We start from the raw sequence: 24,841 nt of genomic DNA, 5'->3' as shown, positions 1-24,841 counted from the left end.
TTAATTATCAGCAAGGGGTACGTTCATTGGTAAGTTAATTCAAGCGCTGGCGTAGCCACAAAGCTAGTAACGGCAAAGCTAGTCGATAACCTTGTTCATTACCATAAATCAAACCTTTTTGCTGCAACCCAGTAATAGCACCTTGAAGGCTACCACCACGGGAGAGACGATGCTTTTGAATATACTCCTTGCTTTGGGGTTTGTCAGTGGGATCTATTGCCAAACATTCTAAAAGATGCACTTGATGCGCAGGAAGCAACATCACCAGGGACTCAAAAGTAATAGATAAATCTTTAAGCAGCCCTTCAATTGCTTGTTGTACTTCTTGCTCTCCAATTAGAGTATCAGGACGACACAAAGTTTGTAAACGGCGAATTAGTGCTCTTGCATCCCCAATATGCCCCTGTACAGCATCTAGGAATAGTTGCAGGGCTTGCGAACGAGAATCAAAAGTTAGTGAGTTAGTATGCAACATCTCTCTTGCCCACACAGCTAAAACATCTTTAGCTAAAGGAACTAACGTTACAGTTTCTAAGGGATAGTTGGTTTCATCAAAACGGTTACTCGTTTCAGCTATTGTGGCTATCAGTACGTAACTAACTTGGGTTTGTTGGTTAACCTCTCCTCTGAGTTTTGTTTCCCACAACCCATTGCGATCCCAAGAACGAATGTGGGGAAAACTGTTCAAAATTAGTACTACGCGCTTGTCAATATTCTCAACTAACTGTTGTGGTAATTTGAGCAGTAATTCAAATGCTTGCCATAGCTGCTTTTGATTTAGCGATCGCAACACTTTAAACCCATCCCTTTGTTGGGGATGACAGATAAAAAACTCGCTTGCATTCTGTGTCACCCAGCTTTGAATTTGTGTGGGGGCAAAATTTTGGCTAATCGTCTCGGCTAACAATTGCAGAAATCTTTCCCCATCTGTAGCGCGGATGCAGTCTACCTCCAGTATAGTCGCGCCTACTTCCTTGGCGGCAGATCTGACCAAAGTACGTCGCCCACTTCCTGGCACTCCAGCAATCAGCAAATCACCATCACGAGCAAGAACCTCAACAAGATGCTGAAATTCTGCTGATCGCCCAATCAATTCTAAACGGGTAGACAACAACACACTCACACGCTTTCTTCCTTATATATTAGTACGAAATGCCAACCATCAAAAGAGACTATCGTTTTCATCAAAATTTACTAGTGCTTAATACCTTTATAGCACTATAAAAACGTGCTAAATAATTAATAACACCTTATTCCTCACACACAATTATGGTTCAACTTGTATCTACCATCGCACAGCCAGAAGATAAAGCGACTGTTTGGCATTCTCTTGAGGTTGAAGAAGTAATAGCATTAGTGCAAACTGAATCAGAGCAAGGATTGAGTAGCGCTGTAGTTAAGCAAAGGTTAGCTAGTTTTGGCAGAAATGAATTCACTGTTAAAGGCGGCAAACCTTGGTGGTTGAAGTTTCTGCTGCAATTTAACCAGCCGCTGTTGATTATTTTGCTGTGTGCGGGTTTAGTTAAAGCACTATCAGGCAGTCTTGTCAATGCGGGTGTAATTTGGGGTGTTACTACCACTAACGCCATCATCGGATTTGTGCAGGAGTCAAAGGCTGAGGGTGCGATCGCCGCTCTTGCCAAAGCCATTACTACAGAAACCACTGTCATCCGTGATGGTCAAAAATTACGCATCCCTTCCTCAGAATTAGTTCCAGGAGACATTGTTTTACTTACTTCTGGAGACAAAGTACCAGCAGATTTACGGTTACTGCAAGCGCGTAATTTACAAGTTGATGAATCTGCTCTGACTGGTGAATCTGTAGCGGTAGAAAAAAATACCAAACCATTAGGCGAACAAACTCCGCTAGCTGAACGAAAAAACATGGCTTATGCAGGCGGATTTGTTACCTTTGGACAGGGAATAGGAATCGTAGTTGAGACGGGTAATAACACAGAAACAGGTCGTATTTCTCAATTAATGGAGCAACATACTGACCTTTCTACCCCCTTAACTCGGAAATTTAACAAATTTAGCCAAAACTGGCTATATATGGTGCTGGGATTAGCCACCCTAACCTTTGCAGTGGGACTGAGTTATAGAGACTGGCAAGAAGCCATAGAAGCAGCAGTCACTTTAACTGTGAGTGCCATTCCCGAAGGCTTGCCAGCAGTAGTAACAGTAACACTAGCAATCGGTGTTTCCCGCATGGCGCGGCGAAATGCAATTGTCCGCAAAATGCCTGCGGTGGAAACTTTGGGCAGTGCCACTGTCATTTGCTCTGATAAAACAGGAACATTAACTGAAAATCAGATGACAGTGCAAGCAATTTATGCTAGTGGTCATCAGTATAGAGTTAGTGGTGTGGGTTATGCACCGACAGGAGAGATTTTAGAAGATGACAAACCTGTAAATTTGAATGGTGCTAAAGGGTTGCAGGAATGTTTGATTGCAGGATTGTTGTGCAACGATTCTCAGATCGAAAATAAAAATGGTTTGTGGGTGGTAATTGGAGATCCTACAGAGGGAGCGTTAATTGCATCTGCGCAAAAAGCAGGTTTCTCCCAAGCTTCTTTACAACAGCAAATGCGTAGACTTGATGCGATTCCCTTTGAGTCAGATTATCAATACATGGCAACTTTGCACGCCACTCCACGCGGTAATACTATATATATAAAGGGTTCAGTAGAAGCAATTCTCAAACGCTGCAAGCTGGTGCTTAATACTAATGGGCAAACTCACCCGCTAGATTGTGTAGACACATTAAGCAGAGCTAGTATCGAGCGGGAAGTTAATATAATGGCAAGGCAGGGGTTGCGAGTGCTAGCTTTGGCGAAAAAACCAGTAAGCGAATGCGCAGAGCGCACGCTTCGCGAACGCCTTTCTACCGTGGATCATCCAGATATTGACGATGGGTTGATATTCTTGGGGTTACAAGGAATGATCGATCCACCCCGTGAAAGTGCAATTAAAGCAGTGCAAGCTTGTCAAGGGGCGGGAATTGAGGTAAAAATGATTACAGGCGACCATGCGGTAACAGCACAGGCGATCGCTCGGCGCATGGGAATCCACAAAAATGGTTCAATTCTGGCTTTTACTGGTGCGGAATTAGCACAAATGGATAAAGCAGAATTAGCACAGGTAGCACAAGAAGGTGTAGTCTTTGCTCGTGTCGCACCGGAACAAAAACTGCGTCTAGTAGAAGCATTACAATCAAAAGGCGAAATCGTCGCCATGACAGGCGATGGTGTCAACGATGCACCTGCATTGAAACAAGCAGATATCGGGATTGCGATGGGTGGGGCTGGTACAGAAGTGGCGAAAGAAGCTGCGGATATGCTGCTTACCGATGATAATTTTGCCTCAATTGAAGCTGCGGTGGAAGAAGGGCGTGCAGTTTATAAAAACTTACTCAAAGCAATTTGCTTTATTCTCCCTGTCAATGGTGGGGAATCGATGACGATTTTGCTCAGCACGTTGTTAGCTAGAGATTTACCAATTCTATCATTACAAGTTCTCTGGCTGAACATGCTCAATTCGATTACTATGACTGTGCCGTTAGCGTTTGAACCCAAGGCACAAACTGTGATGCAACAGCCACCGCGCAATCCTAATGAACCGTTGTTGTCACGCAGTCGTTTAGGGAGAATTTTGGCAATATCTGTTTTTAACTGGATTGTGATCTTTGGGGTGTTTGAATATATTAAGGCTACGACGGGTGATATTGCTTTGGCTCGGACGATGTCTATTAATGCTCTGATTGCTGGACGGATTTTTTATCTGTTGAGTATTAGTCAGCTAGTGCCGAATTTGATTGCCAAGATGGATGGTACGATTAAGGAGAATGTTGATATTCCGGCGATAGGTTTTGGGATTGTTGGGGCGATTATTTTACAAGTTATCTTTGCTCATGTGCCTTTGATTAATGATGTGTTTTCTACAGCGCCTTTGAGTTTTAAGCAGTGGTTGTTCTGTTTGGCTGTGGGTTCACCGATGATTTTGTGGGCGGCTTTGGTTAATAGGTTTGATCCTCCGAATTAAGAAGGAGAAATTAACCACAGATGAACACAGATGAACACAGATGATTTATTTGTGTTCATCTTGTTGTTAGGCGCTACAATTTGCCGCTGAGGTAGATACTTTTGCGCCTTTGCGCCTTTGCGTGAGATTATTTTCTACACCACAGTTGCTGATATCACTCCCTTTGCCTCCAACACTGCTGCAACCTGTAATATCAAAGCTTCATTATAAGGTGCAGCTATTAACTGTACACCAAGAGGTAGGGTGTTTGGGCGTTGGATGGGTACTGATAAAACTGGTAAGCCGATGAAGGATAATGGTTGTGTGAATAAGCCTAAGTGAGGACGAACAAGTATTTCTTCCCCATCTATCATCATAGTTTGTTGCCCAATTAAGGGTGCTGTAATTGGAGTAGTTGGGGCAAGGATGATATCAACGTTTTGAAATACTTCCCTGACTCTATCTCTGTACCAGGTTCTAAATCGCTGCGCTTGGATGTACCAGCTACTGGGAATTAATGCACCAGCTAAAAAGCGATCGCGTGTTGCTCGATCGAAGTCGTGGGGGCGAGTACGTAATTTGTCTAAGTGCAAGTTTGCCCCTTCACAAGCTGTAATTACAAACGCTGCCGCCCTGGCGCGATGTGCTTCTGGTATGGTGACGTATTCACGTACTCCTAGAGCATCAGCAACTTTTTGCACTGCTGCTAATGCTTCAGGTTTTGCCCCTTTAGTGAAATAATTGTCTGCAATGGCAATGCGTATACCATCAATATTTTGTAGAGACGCGAAATACGAAGTCTCTACAGGTGGACGTTTTGTACAAACCGGGTCTTTTTCATCTTCACCCTGAAGTATATCAAACGCTGTAGCAAGATCGCGCACAGAACGAGCAAATGGTCCAATGTGATCGAAACTGCTAGAAAATAAAGCTACTCCAGCACGAGACAACCTTCCATAGGTAGGCTTGAAACCAAAAACACCACATAAAGCTGCCGGCACCCGAATTGAACCGTTGGTATCAGAACCCAGTGTGAGCGGAACTAATCCAGATGCAACTGCTGCCGCTGAACCTCCCGATGAACCTCCTGCTACGCGCTGTATATCATGAGGGTTATGGGTAGCACCATAATGAGAGTTTTCTGTGACAAATCCGTAGGCGTACTCATCCATATTCAAAGTGCCGACAAGTACTGCACCTGCTTGTTTCAACTTTGTCACTGCAGTTGCATCTTGAGTTGCTGCTGGATTCTGGGCATTAATTTTTGCCCCTGCTAAAGTGACAACACCTGCAACATCAAAGAGATTTTTCACAGCAAAAGGCACACCCGCCAGTATTCCCGGATGATTACCTTGGGCAATTTCCCTGTCTATTCGTTCTGCATCTACCAAAGCAGTATCAGTAGTTACAGCAGTAAAACAATTAAGTTCACCATCTCGCGCGGCAATTCTTTGTAAAGCAGCTTGTGTAACTTCTACTGCGCTAATTCTACCTTGTAGCACAGCAGTTGCTATTGCTAGCGCATCAACTTCTGTTAAATTCATGGTTCAAATACTGGGGAAGCTTCGATTTCTTCTGGTAATGAGAATTGATTGACAACTTGAGCGATCGCCATTATCCTTTGAAAATTTGCCACTACCCCATCACGATCCGAATTGCGTAGCTGCAAATTTAACAACAATGCCATCAATTCTACATACTCACCCACATCAAATTCTTTACTTTCCATCTTGCTCGTGTGAATTTGTATTTAAATTATAATTTCTAATCAGAATAGAATGGTCATCGTTCAGAATCATCGTTCCATGAACAACCCCATTACTCAACGCTGGCAGTTTTGGATTGATCGAGGCGGCACGTTTACTGATATAGTGGCACAAAGAACAGATGGTAAAATCATCGTTCACAAACTGTTGTCGTCCAATCCAGAACGTTACACAGATGCCGCAATTCAAGGTATTCGAGATATCTTGGGCATTGCATCTGATGCGCCAATTCCTCTTTTGCAAATTGCTGTTGTCAAGATGGGAACGACGGTGGCGACAAATGCACTATTAGAGCGTCAAGGTTCGCGCACACTTTTACTAATCACCAAGGGTTTCCGTGATGCGTTACGCATTGGTTATCAAAATCGTCCTAATATCTTTGCGCGTCACATTGTTTTGCCAGAAATGCTCTATGAACGGGTAATTGAAGTCGAAGAACGCTATAGCGCTCAGGGTGAAGAACTCCTAAGCGTTCAAATTAATCCTCAACTTATGCAATCGCTACAATCAGCATACGACGCTGGCATTCGGGCTTGTGCGATCGCATTCCTTCACGGCTACCGCTACCCCAACCACGAGCAACAAATTGCCGCCATCGCCCGTGACATCGGTTTTACCCAAATCTCAGTATCTCATGAAGTCAGTCCACTGATGAAACTAGTTAGCCGGGGCGATACCACTGTAGTTGATGCCTATCTATCTCCGATTTTACGACGTTATGTAGATCAAGTCGCTACAGAACTTCAAGCACCGATAGATAGTGCCGCACCCCAACTCATGTTCATGCAATCCAACGGCGGTTTAATTGATGCTAACAGATTTCAAGGCAAAGATAGTATCCTATCTGGGCCTGCGGGTGGAATCGTCGGAGCCGTGAAGACAAGCGCAATGGCTGGTTTTGACAAAATCATCGGATTTGACATGGGCGGTACATCCACCGATGTGTCGCATTATAACGGTGAATACGAGCGCACATTTGAAACCGAAGTTGCTGGAGTGCGGTTGCGTGCGCCGATGATGTCAATTCATACCATAGCAGCAGGCGGTGGATCAATTCTTTTCTTCGATGGTTCTCGCTATCGAGTAGGTCCTGAATCAGCTGGTGCATACCCAGGTCCTGCGGCTTACCGTCGGTTGGGTTCGTTAACTGTAACTGATTGTAATGTAATGGTCGGCAAACTTCAAGCCGCTTTTTTCCCCTCTGTGTTTGGCACTGAAGGTAACTTACCCCTAGATACTGAGATTGTACGGCAAAAGTTTACCGAATTGTCTGCCGAAATTGGTGAAAAAACTGGTTTTTCACAACAGCCAGAACAAGTAGCCGAAGGGTTTTTAGCGATCGCAATCAACAAAATGGCGAACGCAATTAAGAAAATCTCGATTCAACGTGGCTATGATATCACAGAATATACTTTGTGCTGCTTCGGTGGTGCTGGTGGACAACATGCTTGCTTGATTGCTGAAGCTTTAGGGATGACGAGAATTTTCATTCATCCCTATGCAGGTGTGCTATCTGCCTATGGGATTGGATTGGCAGATGTGCGCACTCTCAAACAAAAAGCAGTGGAAGTTCAATTAACCGAGTCAGAAATACCCTCGCTCCAACAAATACTTACTACCCTTGGAATAGAAGGGCGCTCGGAAATTGTGCAACAGGGTATCGCTGAGTCTCAAATCGACGTTCTGCACAAAGCACATCTACGTTATGCGGGGACGGATTCTGCTTTGGTGGTAGATTTTGGGGATGTAGTTTCCATGCGCGAGTCCTTCTCTCAATCTTACCACCAACGTTACGGTTTCACAATGGATAAAGCGCTGATAGTGGAAGCAGTATCTGTAGAAGTGGTGGGACGAACAATCAACTTTGAAGAACCAATACTGACATCAAGTAGAACTACACCCCTGGAAGCAATCGCCACAGTTCAAATTTACACCAAAGGTAAATGGCATCATGCTCAAGTTTATCAACGTGAAGATTTAAAATCAGGCGATCGCATTACTGGAACTGCCTTAATTATTGAACCCACAGGAACAAACATCATTGAGCCTGGTTGGTGTGCAGAATTAACCGAACGGAATCACTTGATTTTGAGTAGGGGGAGTAGGGGAGAGAGGGAGTGGGGGAGAGAGGGAGTGGGAGAGAGAGGGAGTGGGGGAGATAATTCTACCCAGGTTCCGAATAGTGTTGCTCCTAATCCGGTTTTGTTGGAAATTTTCAACAATTTAGTGCGAGCGAGCGCAGAATCCATGGGTGTCACGCTGCAAAACACAAGTTACTCGGTTAATATTAAGGAAAGGCTTGATTTTTCCTGCGCCATTTTTGATCTTCATGGGCAACTCGTTGCCAACGCGCCCCATATTCCAGTCCATCTTGGTTCGATGAGTGAAAGTGTGGCTAGTTTAATCCAAGCCAAAGGTAATACAATTAAACCTGGAGATGCCTATGTTTCTAATAATCCCTACAATGGGGGTACGCATCTTCCCGATGTCACAGTTATTACTCCTGTTTTTACCTCCCAAGCTGTAACTCCGTTATTCTACGTAGCCTCGCGGGGACACCATGCCGACATCGGCGGGATTACACCAGGTTCAATGCCACCACACAGCACCACTATAAACCAAGAAGGCATTTTGCTTGACAATTTTCAGCTTGTAGAGCAAGGACGCTTCAAGGAAGTAGAATTACGAGAATTGTTGACAGCAGGTAATTATCCGGTACGTAATCCGAAGCAAAATTTAGCAGATCTTCAAGCACAGATTGCCGCTAATGAGCGAGGCGTGCAGGAACTCTGCCGCATGGTTGAGCATTACGGATTAGCAACCGTGCAAGCCTATATGCAACATGTCCAAGATAATGCTGAAGAATCAGTGCGGCGCGTGATTGATGTGCTTCAAGATGGTAGATTTACTTATACAATGGATGATGGCAGTGAAATCAAAGTCAAGATTACGATCAATCATCGCTCACGCTCTGCCCAAATTGATTTTACCGGAACTTCTCCTCAGCAATCGACAAATTTGAATGCACCAAGAGCAATTTGTAAAGCGGTTGTTCTTTATGTTTTTCGTACATTAGTTGATGATGACATTCCCCTCAATGCTGGATGCCTCAAACCTTTAGAAATCATTATTCCAGAAGGTTGTTTGTTGAATCCCCAATATCCAGCCGCCGTTGTCGCAGGCAACGTCGAAACATCCCAAGCGATCGCAAATGCTCTGTACGGTGCGCTTGGTATAATGGCAGCATCTTGTGGTACAATGAATAACTTTACTTTTGGCAATGACCAGTACCAATATTATGAAACCATCTGCGGTGGTTCTGGTGCTGGGGCAACCTTTAACGGTACTGATGCTGTTCAGACTCATATGACTAACTCACGCCTTACCGATCCGGAAGTGCTAGAATGGCGATTCCCAGTTTTAGTTGAAGAGTTTGCCATTCGTCCCAATAGTGGTGGTTCGGGAAAACACAAGGGTGGAAACGGAGTCATTCGTCGGATTAAATTCCGCGAAACCATGACTGCTGCAATTTTATCAGGTCATCGCATCCTACCGCCCTTTGGGTTAAATGGTGGCGAACCAGGTGCGATTGGACGCAATTGGGTAGAACATTGTGATGGGATCGAACCCCTGCCTAGTAAAGCTGAAGTTCAAATGCATCCAGGCGATGTGTTTGTGATTGAAACGCCTGGAGGTGGAGGATTTGGTTAAGTTAACAACTGGCAAGATTGAAGTATTGATGTGCTACAGCATTACTATTACTAGCTTATTAAAAGATTACACTAGAAACAAGCGCAGAAATTGACCAAATTGCTTTATTACTATATTAATCTATACCTGCGCCCACTTTTGTAATTGCTTCGTCATCTTCCGGCAGACAAGGAATATCAATAACCTTCTGGAAGTTTTGCCGTATTCGTATTAGCACATCTTCATTTTCTGTTCTCACATCATAAGCAAAGCCATCGACTGCACGAACAATTATCCAAGGCTTAAGCGTACCACTTAAGTAGCCGGAGAATACACCATCAATAATTTGTGTTAAACTAGCTGCTAATTCGAGCAAAATTCTTCCCGCTACTCTCACCTTTGCATCTGCCAATTGGTGTAATTGATCGGCGGAACTGCCAAAACACTCTAAGCCAGAAATATCCCATTCAGAATTTAGAGCAAGTGGTTCGAGCAAGCGAAGTATATCTAATAAATTAACTGCTAAAAGGTTATCTTCTGTCTCATCAGTAATGATCACACCTCGCATATTGCCTCCTATTTCAAAGTTCAATCATATCTTCTAAGTTTAAAGGTTGAGGAAGGCGACTTCTTCTAAAACCAGACTTAGCACCGATATTAGGATCGTTGACTTGCCAAATATGTTGATGTGGCGGTTCTAAATGTCCTGGGTAAGGTGTACCGTTAGGCATTGTGGGACTTGTAAAATCTATATCGCGTACAGGATAACTAAGAAAGTGCTAGGATGGGTATAAAATATACATCTTGTGGGGTGGGCATCCTGCCCGAATTTGAACGGACTAGAGAGCCACATCCTACAAAAAAAGTTTGTATTGGACTCAAATAAGAACAAATATAGCTGATTGGTTGCTTTTTTATCTCTCTAAGGTAAAAACCGATCTAAAGCAGCTTTGAGTTGTTCAATTTCAACTTCAATATTGCCCTCTTTCGATGCTCTGGCAATACATTCAGTTAAATGCTCATCCAGAACTATTCGTGCCACTCGATCTAATGCACCGCGTACAGCGGCAATTTGCAGTAGAACATCTGGACAAGGGCTATTTTGTTGTACCATAGTTTTAATGCCACGAATGTGTCCTTCTATACGTGAAAGACGATTCACTATTCGCCGCAAAGACTCTTCGGTGTGGACATGAGGATGCGCCGATTGTCCATGCTTATGAGTGCGATCGCCATGCTTATGCTCTGTATCCTGAACAAGTAAATCTTCTTGATCGGAGTTGGGCAAGGATTCTTGTGGTAATCGGTTCGATCCTTTCATGGTTTTACCGTTATGGCACTAATTAAGATCCTAACCTACTCGGTCTATGGGGTGAAAGTGTGAAACTTGAAGTAAAAAGCAAACGTCTCCTAGCATAAATCATCAATTTAACTGTGAAAATAGTTTTAGAGACAATTACAACAAGCAACAATTAAACTGAAAAATTAACTTGTGGTTATGCGATCTAAATCACCTCTGACTATGCGTCAACTTTTTACCCATGTCTTAGCACTATTTTTAGGTGTTCTACTTACCGTTGGCACTTTGAAGGTGTCACCCTCCCAAGCGGAACCAGCACCCAACTACATAAACGCTGAGCCGCCCCAACTAATTGCCCAAAGGCAAACCCCTGTAAATAACGCTATAGGTAGCAGTAGTTTTGTTACTGCAGCAGTAAATCGCGTTGGCTCAGCAGTAGTAAGAATTGATACGGAAAGAACAGTTGCTCGCAGTGCCAATCCACTATTGGATGATCCTTTCTTTCGCCAGTTTTTCGGCGATCGCTCTCTCCAACAGCTTCCGCCTGAGCAAATGCGCGGTCTTGGTTCAGGTTTTATTATTGACAAAAGTGGGTTGATTCTTACCAATGCCCACGTAGTGGATAAAGCTGATAAAGTAACAGTCCGCTTCAAAGATGGTCGCTCCTTTGAAGGTAAAGTTCAAGGTGTTGATGAAATCACTGATTTAGCAGTAGTAAAAATTAATACAGGTGGCGATTTACCAGTAGCTCCCTTGGGATCTTCTGGTAATGTACAGGTGGGAGACTGGGCGATCGCCGTAGGTAACCCCCTGGGATTAGACAACACCGTCACTTTAGGAATTGTTAGTACCCTCAGACGTTCCAGCCGCGATGTAGGTATTAACAACAAACGCCTAGAATTCATCCAAACTGACGCTGCTATTAACCCCGGTAACTCCGGCGGACCACTGTTGAATGGGCAGGGTGAAGTAATTGGTATCAACACCGCTATTCGTGGTGATGCTACTGGAATTGGGTTTGCTATTCCCATCGACAAAGCTAAAACAATTGCCAGCCGATTGCAACGGGGCGAAAGAGTTGTTCACCCTTACTTAGGTGTGGGAATGGAAGACTTAACCCCCGATTTAGCACGCAGACTCAATGCTAACCCCAATACCCCCGTTCAATTACCAGAAATTAACGGTATTTTAGTCGCTAGAGTTGTACCCAACTCCCCAGCCGCTGCCGCCGGTATCCGCCCTGGCGATGTGATTGTTCAAGCTGAAGGGCAAAAAATCACCAAAGGCGAACAGTTACTTGATATTGTGGAAAATAGTCGTGTTGGTCAACCATTGCAGTTGAAATTGCAAAGAGGTAATCAGACACAGCAGCTATCAGTCCGTACTGCTGAGTTGAAGGATGCTTCGTAGGAGAAGATTAACAAAGAAACCCGGTTTCTTTAAGAAACCGGGTTTCTGAATCAAACCGCTTTCCCTGTTAAAAATGATCGCAAACTCAGTAAACTGAGACTATGACCTAAAGCAAGGGGAAGAATTGTCACCCCTTCTATGCGAGATTGCAACCAACCTTCTCCCCAGTACCATTCATGGAAGCCGTCAATTCCTTGACTGAGTAGTAAGCGCAAACAGTTTGTCCCCAATACATCGACTTGGTGATGGATTGCCACTCGTCCAGTTTTGGTGGTAAACTCAAATCCAGAATACAATTCTTCAGGCATTCCTGGGATAAAGCCTTGGGAAAGTTGCCATTTTTCTAATTGCTCAGCACGTAGCAAACTATTGCGAATTGCCTTCTCTGATGCATTAATTTCTATACGTAGTTGACTTTTCTGAAAATTACCCAACATTTTTATTAATTCTTAGTTTTTAATCTAGCATAACTATATTGACAGTCTTGATGCTTAAATGTACAACATTATTATGTTTAAGTTAAGTTTTGTTATAATAAAATAATTATTGTTTCCCAGTTTTAAAGCTGGGGGAAATTATTATATTTGGTAAGGTTGTTCATGGCGGATCAGTTAATTCGTGCCGCAGCGGCTGATGGTGGGATTCGTGCGGTGGGAGCGATTACCACACGCTTGACAGAAGAAGCACGAGGGCGTCATCAGCTTTCTTATGTGGCGACAGCTGCTTTAGGTCGGACAATGACCGCAGGCTTGTTGATGGCTTCTAATATGAAAAGAACTGGCTCAAGAGTTAATGTTCGAGTTAAAGGCGATGGACTTTTGGGTGGTATACTGGTAGATGCAGGTTTGGATGGTACAGTACGCGGGTATGTAGAAAATCCTAGCGTGGAGTTACCGCCAAATGCCAAAGGTAAGTTAGACGTCGGTGGTGCAGTTGGCAACGGCTATCTTTATGTTGTACGCGATGTTGGCTACGGCTACCCCTACTCTAGTACAGTAGAACTGGTTTCTGGAGAAATTGGGGATGATGTGGCTCATTACCTAGTTAGTTCGGAACAAACACCTTCCGCTATAGTTTTAGGAGTGTTTGTTGGTGCAACGGGAGTAACAGCATCGGGCGGATTGCTGATACAGGTGATGCCAAAAGCAGCCAGAGATGAAGCTCTAGTAGAAATATTAGAATCCAGGGTAGCAGCAATATCCGGCTTTACTCCTTTGCTGCAAGCAGGGAAGACATTACCAGAAATTTTCCAAGACTTGTTGGGAGATATGGGACTGGAAATATTTCCGGAAACTCAAATGCTGCGTTTCCAATGTAATTGCTCATTTGAGCGGGTGTTAGGAGCACTCAAGATGTTGGGAGAAGCAGAACTACAAGACATGATTGTGAAAGATGATGGTGCAGAAGCAACATGCCACTTTTGTGGTACAGTCTACCAAGCTTCTAGCGCTCATTTAGCTCAGCTAATTGACGATCTGCAAGCAGAATCTTCAGCTTCAGTATAAAGAATTATAAAAATAATGGAGTTGGAGAAAAAAGGTGATTGTGAGAATATAATCATGCAAGGGTAGCTTTTTCTCAACGAGAAAGTTACTATGGCAACAACAGAAAATTAGATCAATAAACCGATCTCTATTTAATAAATTTGGTGTGAGAGATGACAGAGCGGAATATTCCAGAGAGTTGGTCCTCAACCAGAGCAAGAAAGACAGATAATATGACAAGGTTATCCCATCAGAAAGACAGCGATCAAGAGTCTGTGCAAGCTACTGGTTCAACCTCCAAGTCTGTGAAGCGCTCGCAAAAGAGTACAGAAATACCAGCAGGTAGCAGTTCCTGGCAAATACCCAAATGGATGACTAGTTGGGTATTTTGGACAATGTTTGTCACTGTGATGACTGGCAGTATAGGATTCACCGCAATGTCGATGCTACTAAAACTGCCAGCAGCACCAAACTGTCCGGCAATTTTTTGGCCCCTAGCAAGTGCATCGGTGAGAATACACTGTGCTCAGTTGGCGGCTTCTAAGTTCACGTTGAAAGATTTGCTCTCCGCGATCACTCTAGTACAGCATCTGCCCAAAGATCACCCCATGCGGGGAGAAGTTGAGCGTTTAATTGAGGAATGGTCTAAAGATATTCTTCAGCTGGCTGATGATACTTTTCAAGCAGGGAAGATAGAAGAAGCGATCACCATTGCCCGCAAACTGCCCCAAGATGTCCCCAGTTCTTCTTTAGTCAACAAAAAAGTTGCTGATTGGCAAAAAACTTGGTCGAAAGCAGAAAGCATTTACAAAGAATCTGAATCAGAAATCCGCGAACAGCACTGGCATCAAGCATTTATGATCGCAGCAAAATTGTTGCGTGTGGACAATAAATACTGGGAGAGTATTAAGTACGAAGAATTAAATCGTGCGATCATCAGAACGAGAGAAGAAAGCGAGAAGTTGGCACAAGCTGAAAGTATCGCCAAAAAAGGTGATTTAAAGAGTCTTCAAAAAGCGATCAAGATAGCAGAATCAATCGGCTCAAATAGTTACATCTATCAAACAGCCCAAGATACAATTCCTAACTTTGGGCAGAAAATGTTGGCATTGGCACAGAAAAAACTGGATCAAAAAGACGCGGATGAAGCAATTTCTATTGCGCAACAAATTCCCACCAATGCTCGCATACAATCAGATGTGAAAGACTTTGTGACCATAGCTGAAGCACAAAGAAGCGCATGGACTGGTACAATCGGCGGTTTAGAAGCAGCAATATCCCAAGCGCAACAAATTGATGCGACAAGACCAAGTTATGATAAAGCACAACAACTAATTGGTTATTGGCAGCTAGAAGCTCAAGACGTATTCCGCCTGGAAAAAGCACGCACCCTAGCCAGCGTTGGCACAGTTCCTAATCTGACAGCAGCTATTGCGGAAGCACAACTTGTCCCAACGACAAACCCCCGTGCTAAAGAAGCTAGCCGCGAAATCGCCACCTGGGTAGCACAAGTACAGACAATTGAAGATCGACCATATTTAGAACGTGCTGAACAAGTAGCTTTGTACGAGGATGTTAACTCCTTGAATGCGGCAATTACAGAAGCGAGTCAAATTCGTCAGGGACGCGCATTATACCGTGAAGCGCGACAAAAAATTGCCACATGGACAGATAAAGTGCAAAGAATTGAAGACCAACCATACTTAGATCAAGCACGAGAAATGGCGCGGAGTGGGAATTTACCAGAAGCGATCACTCTAGCGCAAAGAATAGCCAACGGCAGAGCGCTTTCTCGTCAAGCACAAGCATCCATCAATGATTGGCAAGGACAACTGTGGGCGAGAGAAAACTGGAAGCGGGCGAGGGAAATTGCTCTGGCGGGAACTCCCGAAGCTTTAGCAGATGCCATTCGGCGGGCGAATCGAGTACCAGTAAATAGCATGTTGCGTACTGATGTTAACGTGGCGATCGATCAGTGGAGTCAGCAAATATTAGATATGGCACGCTCTCAAGGTGAATCTGATATTCAAAGAGGTATTGAGACAGCCAGGTTGGTTCCACGCGGTACTGCTGCTTACAGTACCGCACGAGAGCAAATTAGGGCTTGGCAAGAGTATCTCAACCCCGAACCCCAACAATCTGAACAACCATTTGAGCAAACCACGCCCACCTACGATCAGCAAGGGGGTAATTATAGCAACTACTGATGAAATAGTCAACAAATAAGACCGAATGAGTTATATGGGAAAGTAAAAGCAATGTTGCAGTCAGTAGAAGGGATTTATCGAGACGGCAAAGTTGAGTTGCTTGAAGTGCCGGAAGCAACAGTTGGAGCGCGAGTTATTGTTACCTTTGTATCCACACCTAATTCTGTAGATTTGTCTTCTCGTGGTATCGATCAAGAGCAAGCAAGAGATCTGCGTGCTAGATTACGCACTTTTGCGCTCAGATTGGGAACGACCTGAAATGACTGCCTACGATGCCTTATAGTCGTGGAGAGTTTGGTTAGATATGTCGTCAGTGAATGCTGCACTTCGACATACCTTTGGACTTTAGTTTTTCATGACTGATAAAATCAGCACTTTACACTACACCACTGCTGCTAATTTATCCAAAACTGGCTGAGTCGAAACAATATGACGATCTAAACCCAGAGCTTTCGGACTCACTCCCACAGCTAAAGCAATTAACTGAGGTAAATGTAGCACTGGTAAACCTAATTTTTGCCCAATGACTTTTTCCACCTCTGGTTGACGAGAATCTAAGTTAAGGTGACACAAAGGACAAGGCGTCACCATACAATCAGCACCATTTGCCAAAGCCTCTTGAATATGCATTCCTGCCATCTTGAATGATTGAGTAGTGGCGTAGCTAGAAAGAGGCCACCCACAACATTGAGTGCGTCCTCTGTAGTATACTGGTGTTGCATCTAAGCTACGGAAGACATTTTCCATCGCTTCCGGTCGAAAAGGATCGTCAGGGATGGATTTTTGCGCACGCAGCAGATAACAACCGTAAAAAGCAGCACATTTGAGTCCAGTTAATTTACGAGTGACTCTTTTTTGAATTTCCTCTAAACCGTAATCAGATACTAAGGCATAGAGGAGATGTTTGACTTGTGTTTTGCCGCGATAAGGCAAGCAGCCTTCTTTTTGCAACAAGCCATTTACCTGCTCAACGTAATCGGGGTTTGTTTGTTGAGATTCTTTGAGCCGCTCATCTACGTGACCAATTACACCTTGACATGTGCTGCAATGAGTAAGTAAGGGTAAGTTTAATTCTTCTGCCAAGGCGATGTTGCGGGCATTGACAGTGTCTTCTAAAAGTTGGGAATCTTCTTTAAAAGTCCCAGAACCGCAGCAAGCAGCTTTTTTGAGTTCAATTAATTCGATACCTAGTGCTTTTGTCAGGGCAACAGTGGATTGGTGCAGTTCCCCGCAAGCCCCTTGGGCAACACAACCTGGGAAGTAAGCATATTTCAAAGTTTGAGATACCATATTAAACTAATTAATTGGGGGGCAGTGCAAACGATAACTTTTTTATCATGGCTTGTAAGTAGCTTTTTGTCAGATGATTGAATAAAAAAATGTCATGAACGCAAAGAAATTTAGTAACAATTGCCATCTAAACAGTGTAAGCGATCGCGCTTTCCGTTAAGATGTATATGCTCAAAATCACATAGCCCATAAATAGCGGATTATAGCAACGGGTTGAGGAATTTTATCTATGAGTCAATCGCCAATTTTTGAAAAAGTCAAGAAAATCGTCGCCGATCAACTCAGCGTTGAGGCTGACACCATTACACCACAATCCAACTTTGCCAACGATCTAGGGGCAGATTCCCTAGATACAGTTGAACTGGTAATGGCTTTAGAAGAAGAGTTCGATATCGAAATTCCTGATGAAGCAGCCGAAAAAATTACCACAGTTCAAGAGGCAGTAGACTACATCAACAACAAAGTTGCTACATCCGCCTAATTGGGGCAGGGAGTAGGGGAGTAGGGGACTTCTTGAGCAGGGGAGTTTGTGAGTTTGGGAGATAAGATTTAAATTCTCCCTCACTCCCTTTCTCCCTTTCTCCCTCACTCCCTCACTCCCTCACTCCCTCACTCCCCATCTTTTTTTCTGCATCAAGAGCCATTAAAACGATCGTCATGAGTGATTTTATACGTAAACGCGTTGTTGTAACGGGTGTTGGCGCGATTACACCAATAGGTAACACACCAACAGAATATTGGGACGGATTAGTCAGTGGGCGTAATGGTATTGGCGAAATTACTTTGTTTGATGCTTCTCGCCATGATTGTCGCATTGCCGGAGAGGTAAAGAACTTCGATCCACATGATTACATGGAGCGTAAAGAAGCTAAGCGCATGGATCGGTTCGCTCAATTTGGCGTTTCAGCAGCAAAACAGGCACTATCAGATGCTCAATTAGTCATCAATGATTTAAATGCAGAACAAATTGGTGTTATAATTGGTTCTGGCATTGGTGGTTTGAAGGTACTGGAAGACCAGCAAACGATCTACCTCAACCGTGGACCAGATCGCTGTAGTCCCTTCATGATCCCAATGATGATTGCCAACATGGCAGCAGGTTTAACGGCAATTCATACTGGTGCTAGAGGACCAAATTCTTGCTCTGTAACTGCCTGTGCAGCAGGTTCAAATGCCATCGGAGAAGCTTTTCGTATCGTTCAAGGTGGATACGCCCAAGCCATGATTTGTGGAGGCACTGAGGCGGCAATTACACCATTAGGGATGGCAGGATTTGCCGCAGCGAGAACTCTGTCTACCCGCAATCACGATCCCGCTCATGCTAGTCGTCCGTTTGATCGCGATCGCGACGGATTTGTCATGGGAGAAGGTACAGGAATTTTAATCCTCGAAGAACTACAGCACGCTCTGAGTCGTGGTGCGAAAATTTATGCGGAAATTGTCGGCTATGGCATGACTTGTGACGCATACCATATGACTAGCCCAATTCCTGGTGGGGAAGGCGCAGCTAGAGCTATACAGTTGGCACTCAAGGACGCCAGAATATCTCCTGAACTGGTAAGCTATATCAATGCCCACGGTACTAGTACTTCGGTCAACGACCCCACAGAAACCGCTGCCATGAAAAAGGCTTTAGGAGATCATGCCTATAAGGTAGCAATTAGCTCCACCAAATCAATGACAGGTCATTTGTTGGGTGGATCGGGTGGCATAGAAGCCGTGGCAACAGTATTGGCGATCACTCACAACCGGGTTCCACCCACCATTAATTTAGAAAATCCCGACCCTGAATGTGACCTAGATTACATTCCTAACCACAGCCGCGCCTTAGATGTTGATGTGGCACTATCAAACTCTTTTGGCTTCGGTGGACATAACGTCACCCTCGCTTTTAAGAAGCTTAATGCATAAAAGCATAATTTAGTCCCCTTAGCAACCGATGTTTGGGGGAATCCTTCATAAAATAAATTCAAAATCTAACTCAAAAATCCCAAACTATCCGGCTTGTCTGTCAACAAGCACCAATGGGATGATGATGATATTGCCAAAGGGGATGAAAATAACCCCAGCGGTAAAGATAAGCTTGAAAGAGTGCTAACCCGTCGTAAAAAACAATCTTATTATGGCTGTTGCAACCCAAACCCTTGAAGAACTTTGTATCAACTCGATCCGCTTTCTGGCAATTGATGCCGTAGAAAAGGCAAAGTCCGGACACCCAGGGCTACCAATGGGCGCAGCGCCAATGGCGTTTGTGCTATGGGATCGGTTTATGCGGTTTAATCCGAAAAATCCCAAGTGGTTTAACCGCGATCGCTTTGTCTTGTCTGCTGGACACGGCTGTATGTTGCAGTATGCCTTACTTCACTTGACTGGTTATGACAGCGTGACGATTGAGGACATTAAGCAGTTCCGTCAGTGGGAATCAAAAACACCAGGACACCCAGAAAACTTTATGACTCCTGGTGTCGAAGTAACCACAGGACCTTTGGGACAGGGAATTGCCAACGGAGTCGGTTTAGCAATGGCAGAAGCCCATCTTGCCGCTAAGTTTAACAAACCAGACGCCCAAATTGTGGACCACTACACTTACGTAATTTTAGGTGATGGTTGTAACATGGAAGGCGTGTCTGGGGAAGCTTGTTCTTTGGCAGGACACTTGGGATTGGGCAAGCTGATTGCTTTGTACGATGATAACCACATCTCCATCGACGGTTCCACAGATATCTCCTTTACCGAAGATGTTAGTAAGCGTTTTGAAGCATATGGTTGGCACGTACAGCACGTTCAAGATGGGAACACAAATTTAGCGGAAATTGAGAAAGCGATCGCCGCAGCAAAAGCTGTTACCGATAAACCTTCTTTCATCAAAGTCACCACCACCATTGGTTACGGTTCACCCAACAAAGCAAACTCTGCTGGTGTTCACGGCGCTGCCTTGGGTGGAGATGAAGTTAAACTCACCCGCGAAAACTTGGGTTGGGAACACGAGCCTTTTGTTGTCCCAGAAGATGCCAAGAAGCATATGGGTAAAGCTGTTGAGCGTGGGGCTAGTCTAGAAGAAGAATGGAACAAAACATTCGCTAACTACAAAGCTCAATATGCTCAAGAAGCGGCTGAGTTTGAGCGGTACATCAGCGGTAAATTACCATCCGGTTGGGAGCAAGCTCTGCCTACCTATAAAGTCGAGGATAAGGCGATCGCCACTCGCAAAACCTCCGAAGCCACCATCAATGCCCTAGCCAAAGTTTTACCAGAACTTATCGGTGGTTCTGCTGACCTCACCCACTCCAACAACACCGAAATTAAAGGAGGCGGTGACTTCCAGAAAGGGCAATACCAAAACCGTAACCTACGTTTCGGCGTGCGCGAACATGGTATGGGATCTATTTGTAACGGTATTGCTTTACACAACTCCGGATTAATCCCCTACTGTGCGACTTTCCTCGTCTTCACAGATTACATGCGGGCAGCAATTCGCCTTTCCGCACTATCACAAGCGGGAGTCATTTACGTCATGACTCACGACTCTGTTGGTTTAGGTGAAGATGGTCCTACACACCAACCAGTAGAAACCATCGCTTCCCTACGGGCAATTCCTAACCTCACAGTTATTCGTCCTGCCGATGGTAACGAAACCTCCGGTGCTTACAAAGTAGCCATTGAATTTGCTAACCAACATCGCCCCACCTTGCTAATTTTCTCCCGGCAAAACCTGCCTCAATTAGCTGGCAGCAGCATTGAGGGTGTAGCTAAAGGTGGCTACACTGTCTTTGATAGCGAAGGTACTCCCGACATTATTTTGATCGGAACTGGTAGTGAATTGCATCTTTGTGTGCAAGCCGCTGAGAAACTCAGTGCAGAAGGCAAAAAAGTTCGCGTTGTCTCCTTGGTTTCTTGGGAATTATTCGAGGAACAACCAGAAGATTACCGCGAATCAGTATTGCCTAAATCTGTTACCAAACGTTTAGCGGTAGAAGCTGCATCGAGCTTTGGTTGGTGTCGTTATTTAGGTAACGAAGGCGCAATGATTAGTGTCGATCGCTTTGGTGCTTCTGCTCCTGGTCCTGTGATTATGGAGAAGTTCGGTTACACTGTTGATAATGTGTTGACTAGAGCTAAACAATTGCTTGGTTAATTAGCAATTTTATTTCTTTTTATTTGTTAGGGTAGGCGTCTTGTCTACCCTTTTTTGTTACGACGAAAATTGTGTTTACTTGTTAAAATACGTAGATAATGAGATACTCACAACAAGAGGATTAGTTATGCAGGAAGTTTCCACAAACAGACAAGAAGCTATTGCACGTATATCAGCAATTATTGAATTTTTAATAGAAGGTAACGATTTCTACAAAGAAAAATTAGATAAAGAAGCAATGGTTCAACATTTAACAACATTTGTAGACAAATTCTCTCCAGATTATGTACAAAGTATTCCTGATAATGACTTAACAAACAGAATTGATAGAATTTTGGTAGTAGAGGCAGTTGCCGGAACTTTAAATGACCTAACTCCAGAGCAAATAAAAATGTATGATGAAGCATCAGCACGGAGATAGTAGGGAATGGGCTATAGCAATCCTAAATCATTCGTAAACAACAAGATCCCCGACAACTTTTACGAAGTCGGGGATCTAAGCCTGATAATCAAAGACTTGGGGGTATGTTATGCAGGAAGTTTATAGTCAAAAACATGAAATTATAGCTCGTATATCGCCAATAGTAGAAAAGTTATTTCAATCTAATAGCCTTTATCTGGTTAAATTAGATCAACAGGAAATGATAGAAATGCTAGTAATTCTGTTTGGGGTGTTGTCTCCTGAAGAAATGAGAGCTATTTCGGAACATCAGTTAACAGATAGAATTGACAAACTTCTTGTATTAGAAGCTGTTTCGGGAACATTAAATGATTTAACCCCAGAGCAAATCAAAATATTTGATGAAGTTGTGGAAGGTAGATAAATAGTGTGAATTACCTTTTAGATACAAATATACTGTTGTTTCCAATGATTCTGATTTGATGAGAGTTCCAGAAATCACTCTTGAAAATTGGTGACAAACAGAGTTTTAAACAGTATTGGTTTAGTATTAATATTTTCTGGAGCATAAGTTAAGAAAAACCTTTTATGTCAACCATTATCAGAATTGCCACTCAACAAGATGCCGAGCAAATTTTAGAAATTTACGCCCCCTTCTGCGGTGGTGATTCATATGTATCTTTTGAAACCCAAGCACCAACTTTAGAGGAAATACAGCAGCGGATTGCAAAAGTTTTACAGAAGTTACCTTGGTTGGTGTGTGAGCGTGGCGGGGAAGTTATAGGATATGTTTATGCTCAACCTCATAGAGAGCGTGCTGCTTACCAGTGGTCTGTTGATGTATCAGTTTATATACGTGAAGCAGAACGTCGCTCAGGGGTAGGGCGTTCTTTGTATACGTCACTGTTTAAAATTTTGGCACTCCAAGGCTATTACAACGCCTACGCAGTTGTAACACTCCCAAATCCGGCTAGTGTTAGGCTCCATGAAGTGATGGGATTTGAGCAAATCGGTATATATCGAGGTGTGGGATACAAATGCGGTGCATGGCATGATGTAGCTTGGTATGAGTTGTCGCTGCGAGTACGAGAAAACAATCCTGCGCCTCCAATTAACATCAACGCCTTGCTTGATTCCTCTGGATTAGAATACACTAAATTGTTCCTTACCACCTAATTGCTATACTATTAAGCAACATAATTATCCTCCTTAATCCTTGTAGGATAGGTTGGAAAGACTGCCTTCTTTTAGTAATATTTTAACTATGTAAAGGTTGCAAGGGAACTTCAGCATTCAACCAATCCAAAAACTTTTGGTTAATATCTGTGGGCGAGATTTCTGCAATAAAGTTAGTGTAGTTAATGTGCTGGAGAATAACTTTTTCAATCTTATCTCGATAACCAGATTGAGTTTTGACAATTAACACTACTTCTGGTTCTTCTTTGATTTCTCCTTGCCAGATGTAAGCGCAGGTGATGGGAAACCAGTTTACACAAACAGCTAGTTTTTGTTCTAACAAAGCACGACTAATTTGACGTGCTTCGTCTGAATTATTTAAGGTAATATAGTAAAGTTTCATTCGGGTTTAACCAAACTTAAGTCATAAGGGCGTTCTGTGTCTTCTTCTCCTAAATATTCACCATTTTGAATTTCCAGAACAACTAGCGGAATAAACCCTGGATTTTCTACTCGATGAAGTGTTGCGGGAGGGACATAAGTTGATTCATTTCGATTAAGTAACTTTTCCTCATCACCACAAAATACCTTGGCTGTACCAGAGACTACCACCCAATGTTCACTACGGTGATAGTGGATTTGTGGTTTAATGCTGTGCTTGGGTTTAATTTCCACACGACTTATTCGATAAGTCTCTCCTTCCTCTATGACTTCAACATTCCCCCAATAACGTGTACCTGAATGTGGAGAAGATTCATTTACATTGGATGGTGTATTATTCTGTTCCTGATTCATAATTAATCCCTGAAGTAAACAGCTACCATCATTTTACTCAGAAAATGTGGAACGGCACTCAGTTGATCCAAGTAGAGACGCGAAATTTCGCGTCTCTAGAGTTACATTAATACAGATAGGGGAGGAATTCTGGCTAAAATTCCTTTTTTGAGAGGTTCCTGTCTTTCTGCCCAGGGTAACTTTCCTTGAGGGTGAGTGTAATATTTATCGGCACACTCAAAAACCCCAGCAATTTCTGTTGGGGACAAATCAGACGGCAAATCACCGAATAAATAAATGAATTTACCAACACAAGCGAAAGAAATCACACAAGAGCGATCGCAAGCACTCATACATTCTACAGGTTGAATCGTAAATTCTTCATGCAATTTCCACTCTTGGTGGTGTTGAAGCAATTGCTGAAATAACTTCTCTCCACCACTTTCCCCAACTCGCTTCCCATCTTTCCACACACTTGAGCAAGTAGTGCAAACAAATAAATTATGTTGCGCTGTCATCCATACCTCGTAGATTAAAGCAGTTACCTATTCGGCGGGTATTCTGACTTACAAAGGTATCCTTGTTTACAGCTGCGGTACAGTGCCGGATTTACACCGAACTTTCCCCGTTACCTCTAGTAGCTGATCCCTACTATAACCGATTAGTCTAGTTTAACTTACTACACAGTTGTCTGGTTGGCAAGTGGGTATGGTTGAATGAGAATTGCTTATAATTATTATGGAATATTGAAAACAACTATCTTCTAGTTAACGCAAATACAAATTTATTTTGATTTAACATTTTCCAAATTATCTAATTGAGTACTAGCCTCTAATGTCTTTGTCTGCTTAGTTTGAAAAACCTCGTTGCTTTCCAGCCATTGCTCAATTAGCTCAATTACTACTTGGCTCATCTTTTTACCTTGCATAACGCAGGTGGCATGAAACCGCTTTTTCAATTCATCCGTGATACTAATGTGCATTGCTTTACATTCTGTACTTAATGTATTTAATAGACGTAGTAGTGGAAATTAATTGTGCATTGTCTGCAACCCCGTAGAGACGCTCTGTTTAAAGCGTCTCTACACAATTATTTCTTCACTGCCATATCTAATTTTCATACAAAGCTACAAAGGTAAAAATGGCAATTCCGGAAAATACCAAAAAGTCAGTTTTGGCAAATTTGTACA

At 43.4% G+C, this 24,841-nt stretch carries 23 protein-coding genes, 1 pseudogene and 1 riboswitch; of the genes and pseudogenes, 12 read left to right on the top strand and 12 right to left on the bottom strand.

Annotated elements, in window-relative coordinates; all coding sequences use genetic code 11:
• Positions 1 to 34 precede the first annotated feature (34 nt).
• On the bottom strand, positions 35 to 1,123 hold the full coding sequence (locus ICL16_RS44120) for an ATP-binding protein (RefSeq protein WP_190839016.1): 1,089 nt from the start codon (positions 1,121 to 1,123) through the stop codon (positions 35 to 37).
• A 146-nt stretch (positions 1,124 to 1,269) separates the two neighbouring features.
• Here ICL16_RS44120 and ICL16_RS44115 point away from each other — a divergent pair, with 146 nt between their 5' ends.
• Positions 1,270 to 4,041: a cation-translocating P-type ATPase gene (locus ICL16_RS44115; RefSeq protein WP_190839013.1), complete on the top strand. Its 2,772-nt coding sequence runs from the start codon at positions 1,270 to 1,272 to the stop codon at positions 4,039 to 4,041.
• Positions 4,042 to 4,175: 134 nt separating this feature from the next.
• Here ICL16_RS44115 and ICL16_RS44110 read toward each other — a convergent pair whose 3' ends face one another.
• A complete protein-coding gene (locus ICL16_RS44110; RefSeq protein WP_190839011.1) occupies positions 4,176 to 5,564 on the bottom strand; it encodes an AtzE family amidohydrolase in 1,389 nt (462 codons plus the stop codon).
• Positions 5,561 to 5,749 (bottom strand): DUF4089 domain-containing protein, encoded by a 189-nt coding sequence (locus ICL16_RS44105; RefSeq protein ID WP_190839009.1) that lies wholly within the window; start codon positions 5,747 to 5,749, stop codon positions 5,561 to 5,563. The genes ICL16_RS44110 and ICL16_RS44105 overlap by 4 nt, the downstream gene beginning before the upstream one ends.
• A 49-nt stretch (positions 5,750 to 5,798) precedes the next feature.
• Between ICL16_RS44105 and ICL16_RS44100 the strand changes: the two genes are divergently transcribed.
• A complete protein-coding gene (locus ICL16_RS44100; protein WP_238361220.1) occupies positions 5,799 to 9,497 on the top strand; it encodes a hydantoinase B/oxoprolinase family protein in 3,699 nt (1,232 codons plus the stop codon).
• A gap of 115 nt (positions 9,498 to 9,612) precedes the next feature.
• Here the strand turns inward: ICL16_RS44100 and ICL16_RS44095 are convergent, their stop codons facing one another.
• The 3 genes from ICL16_RS44095 to ICL16_RS44085 all read right to left on the bottom strand — a co-directional run bounded on the left by ICL16_RS44095 (position 9,613) and on the right by ICL16_RS44085 (position 10,797).
• Positions 9,613 to 10,044, bottom strand: coding sequence for a hypothetical protein (locus ICL16_RS44095; protein WP_190839007.1), 432 nt, complete (start codon positions 10,042 to 10,044; stop codon positions 9,613 to 9,615).
• Between the two features lie 13 nt (positions 10,045 to 10,057).
• On the bottom strand, positions 10,058 to 10,207 hold the full coding sequence (locus tag ICL16_RS44090) for a hypothetical protein (protein ID WP_190839005.1): 150 nt from the start codon (positions 10,205 to 10,207) through the stop codon (positions 10,058 to 10,060).
• Positions 10,208 to 10,398: 191 nt separating this feature from the next.
• Entirely contained in the window at positions 10,399 to 10,797 is a 399-nt protein-coding gene (locus ICL16_RS44085; RefSeq protein WP_190839003.1) for a metal-sensing transcriptional repressor, read from the bottom strand.
• Positions 10,798 to 10,974: 177 nt separating this feature from the next.
• Here ICL16_RS44085 and ICL16_RS44080 point away from each other — a divergent pair, with 177 nt between their 5' ends.
• Positions 10,975 to 12,186, top strand: a complete 1,212-nt coding sequence (locus ICL16_RS44080) for an HhoA/HhoB/HtrA family serine endopeptidase (RefSeq protein ID WP_190839001.1) — start codon at positions 10,975 to 10,977, stop codon at positions 12,184 to 12,186.
• 50 nt (positions 12,187 to 12,236) lie between these two features.
• On the opposite strand, the gene ICL16_RS44075 is transcribed toward ICL16_RS44080, so the two are convergent.
• Complete coding sequence (locus tag ICL16_RS44075; RefSeq protein WP_190838998.1) at positions 12,237 to 12,623, bottom strand: hypothetical protein; 387 nt, start codon at positions 12,621 to 12,623, stop codon at positions 12,237 to 12,239.
• Positions 12,624 to 12,785: 162 nt separating this feature from the next.
• Between ICL16_RS44075 and hslO the strand changes: the two genes are divergently transcribed.
• The 3 genes from hslO (at position 12,786) to ICL16_RS44060 (ending at position 16,135) form a co-directional block, all read left to right on the top strand.
• A complete protein-coding gene (gene hslO, locus ICL16_RS44070; RefSeq protein ID WP_190838995.1) occupies positions 12,786 to 13,691 on the top strand; it encodes an Hsp33 family molecular chaperone HslO in 906 nt (301 codons plus the stop codon).
• A gap of 152 nt (positions 13,692 to 13,843) precedes the next feature.
• The gene (locus ICL16_RS44065) at positions 13,844 to 15,877 is read left to right on the top strand and encodes a chromosome segregation ATPase (protein ID WP_190838994.1); all 2,034 of its coding nucleotides are present in this window, start codon (positions 13,844 to 13,846) and stop codon (positions 15,875 to 15,877) included.
• A gap of 51 nt (positions 15,878 to 15,928) precedes the next feature.
• Positions 15,929 to 16,135 carry a hypothetical protein gene (locus ICL16_RS44060; RefSeq protein WP_238361219.1) on the top strand — a complete coding sequence of 69 codons (207 nt, stop codon included), beginning with the start codon at positions 15,929 to 15,931 and terminating at the stop codon, positions 16,133 to 16,135.
• A 123-nt stretch (positions 16,136 to 16,258) separates the two neighbouring features.
• Here ICL16_RS44060 and ICL16_RS44055 read toward each other — a convergent pair whose 3' ends face one another.
• Complete coding sequence (locus ICL16_RS44055; protein WP_190838991.1) at positions 16,259 to 17,167, bottom strand: CoB--CoM heterodisulfide reductase iron-sulfur subunit B family protein; 909 nt, start codon at positions 17,165 to 17,167, stop codon at positions 16,259 to 16,261.
• A gap of 229 nt (positions 17,168 to 17,396) precedes the next feature.
• On the opposite strand from ICL16_RS44055, the gene acpP reads away from it, so the two are divergent.
• The 6 genes from acpP to ICL16_RS44025 all read left to right on the top strand — a co-directional run bounded on the left by acpP (position 17,397) and on the right by ICL16_RS44025 (position 22,878).
• Positions 17,397 to 17,648: an acyl carrier protein gene (acpP, locus tag ICL16_RS44050; protein WP_190838988.1), complete on the top strand. Its 252-nt coding sequence runs from the start codon at positions 17,397 to 17,399 to the stop codon at positions 17,646 to 17,648.
• A 176-nt stretch (positions 17,649 to 17,824) separates the two neighbouring features.
• Entirely contained in the window at positions 17,825 to 19,078 is a 1,254-nt protein-coding gene (gene fabF, locus ICL16_RS44045) for a beta-ketoacyl-ACP synthase II (RefSeq protein WP_190838985.1), read from the top strand.
• Positions 19,079 to 19,289: 211 nt separating this feature from the next.
• Positions 19,290 to 21,302: a transketolase gene (tkt, locus tag ICL16_RS44040; protein ID WP_190838983.1), complete on the top strand. Its 2,013-nt coding sequence runs from the start codon at positions 19,290 to 19,292 to the stop codon at positions 21,300 to 21,302.
• 127 nt (positions 21,303 to 21,429) lie between these two features.
• On the top strand, positions 21,430 to 21,723 hold the full coding sequence (locus tag ICL16_RS44035) for a hypothetical protein (RefSeq protein WP_190838981.1): 294 nt from the start codon (positions 21,430 to 21,432) through the stop codon (positions 21,721 to 21,723).
• 109 nt (positions 21,724 to 21,832) lie between these two features.
• A complete protein-coding gene (locus ICL16_RS44030) occupies positions 21,833 to 22,126 on the top strand; it encodes a hypothetical protein (RefSeq protein ID WP_190838979.1) in 294 nt (97 codons plus the stop codon).
• A 164-nt stretch (positions 22,127 to 22,290) separates the two neighbouring features.
• Positions 22,291 to 22,878 carry an arsinothricin resistance N-acetyltransferase ArsN1 family B gene (locus tag ICL16_RS44025; RefSeq protein WP_190838977.1) on the top strand — a complete coding sequence of 196 codons (588 nt, stop codon included), beginning with the start codon at positions 22,291 to 22,293 and terminating at the stop codon, positions 22,876 to 22,878.
• 82 nt (positions 22,879 to 22,960) lie between these two features.
• Here the strand turns inward: ICL16_RS44025 and cutA are convergent, their stop codons facing one another.
• The 4 genes and pseudogenes from cutA to ICL16_RS44005 all read right to left on the bottom strand — a co-directional run.
• Positions 22,961 to 23,281, bottom strand: coding sequence for a divalent-cation tolerance protein CutA (cutA, locus tag ICL16_RS44020; protein WP_190838974.1), 321 nt, complete (start codon positions 23,279 to 23,281; stop codon positions 22,961 to 22,963).
• The gene (locus ICL16_RS44015) at positions 23,278 to 23,673 is read right to left on the bottom strand and encodes a phosphomannose isomerase type II C-terminal cupin domain (RefSeq protein ID WP_190838972.1); all 396 of its coding nucleotides are present in this window, start codon (positions 23,671 to 23,673) and stop codon (positions 23,278 to 23,280) included. The genes cutA and ICL16_RS44015 overlap by 4 nt, the downstream gene beginning before the upstream one ends.
• Before the next feature lie 101 nt (positions 23,674 to 23,774).
• Positions 23,775 to 24,170, bottom strand: a complete 396-nt coding sequence (locus ICL16_RS44010; protein ID WP_190838970.1) for a DUF1636 domain-containing protein — start codon at positions 24,168 to 24,170, stop codon at positions 23,775 to 23,777.
• A gap of 16 nt (positions 24,171 to 24,186) precedes the next feature.
• Positions 24,187 to 24,329, bottom strand: a riboswitch (cobalamin riboswitch).
• Between the two features lie 107 nt (positions 24,330 to 24,436).
• Positions 24,437 to 24,640: pseudogene (locus tag ICL16_RS44005) on the bottom strand (plasmid partition protein ParG); the annotation flags it as partial.
• Between the last annotated feature and the right edge of the window lie 201 nt (positions 24,641 to 24,841).

It is taken from the genome of Iningainema tapete BLCC-T55 (genome assembly GCF_014698965.1).
Taxonomy (GTDB): domain Bacteria; phylum Cyanobacteriota; class Cyanobacteriia; order Cyanobacteriales; family Nostocaceae; genus Iningainema; species Iningainema tapete.
Note: the sequence above shows the minus strand (reverse complement) of the source record. Positions and strands in the feature narration are given on the sequence as shown.

Coding starts and splice junctions, on each gene's coding strand:
- ICL16_RS44080 (WP_190839001.1), top strand. CDS start 10,975: ATGCGATCTAAATCACCTCTGACTATGCGTCAACTTTTTACCCATGTC.
- ICL16_RS44065 (WP_190838994.1), top strand. CDS start 13,844: ATGACAGAGCGGAATATTCCAGAGAGTTGGTCCTCAACCAGAGCAAGA.
- ICL16_RS44090 (WP_190839005.1), bottom strand. CDS start 10,207: ATGCCTAACGGTACACCTTACCCAGGACATTTAGAACCGCCACATCAA.
- ICL16_RS44100 (WP_238361220.1), top strand. CDS start 5,799: ATGGTCATCGTTCAGAATCATCGTTCCATGAACAACCCCATTACTCAA.
- ICL16_RS44025 (WP_190838977.1), top strand. CDS start 22,291: ATGTCAACCATTATCAGAATTGCCACTCAACAAGATGCCGAGCAAATT.
- ICL16_RS44010 (WP_190838970.1), bottom strand. CDS start 24,170: ATGACAGCGCAACATAATTTATTTGTTTGCACTACTTGCTCAAGTGTG.
- ICL16_RS44060 (WP_238361219.1), top strand. CDS start 15,929: ATGTTGCAGTCAGTAGAAGGGATTTATCGAGACGGCAAAGTTGAGTTG.
- ICL16_RS44115 (WP_190839013.1), top strand. CDS start 1,270: ATGGTTCAACTTGTATCTACCATCGCACAGCCAGAAGATAAAGCGACT.
- cutA (WP_190838974.1), bottom strand. CDS start 23,281: ATGAAACTTTACTATATTACCTTAAATAATTCAGACGAAGCACGTCAA.
- ICL16_RS44095 (WP_190839007.1), bottom strand. CDS start 10,044: ATGCGAGGTGTGATCATTACTGATGAGACAGAAGATAACCTTTTAGCA.
- ICL16_RS44110 (WP_190839011.1), bottom strand. CDS start 5,564: ATGAATTTAACAGAAGTTGATGCGCTAGCAATAGCAACTGCTGTGCTA.
- ICL16_RS44105 (WP_190839009.1), bottom strand. CDS start 5,749: ATGGAAAGTAAAGAATTTGATGTGGGTGAGTATGTAGAATTGATGGCA.
- ICL16_RS44085 (WP_190839003.1), bottom strand. CDS start 10,797: ATGAAAGGATCGAACCGATTACCACAAGAATCCTTGCCCAACTCCGAT.
- tkt (WP_190838983.1), top strand. CDS start 19,290: ATGGCTGTTGCAACCCAAACCCTTGAAGAACTTTGTATCAACTCGATC.
- ICL16_RS44015 (WP_190838972.1), bottom strand. CDS start 23,673: ATGAATCAGGAACAGAATAATACACCATCCAATGTAAATGAATCTTCT.
- hslO (WP_190838995.1), top strand. CDS start 12,786: ATGGCGGATCAGTTAATTCGTGCCGCAGCGGCTGATGGTGGGATTCGT.
- ICL16_RS44030 (WP_190838979.1), top strand. CDS start 21,833: ATGCAGGAAGTTTATAGTCAAAAACATGAAATTATAGCTCGTATATCG.
- acpP (WP_190838988.1), top strand. CDS start 17,397: ATGAGTCAATCGCCAATTTTTGAAAAAGTCAAGAAAATCGTCGCCGAT.
- ICL16_RS44075 (WP_190838998.1), bottom strand. CDS start 12,623: ATGTTGGGTAATTTTCAGAAAAGTCAACTACGTATAGAAATTAATGCA.
- fabF (WP_190838985.1), top strand. CDS start 17,825: ATGAGTGATTTTATACGTAAACGCGTTGTTGTAACGGGTGTTGGCGCG.
- ICL16_RS44055 (WP_190838991.1), bottom strand. CDS start 17,167: ATGGTATCTCAAACTTTGAAATATGCTTACTTCCCAGGTTGTGTTGCC.
- ICL16_RS44035 (WP_190838981.1), top strand. CDS start 21,430: ATGCAGGAAGTTTCCACAAACAGACAAGAAGCTATTGCACGTATATCA.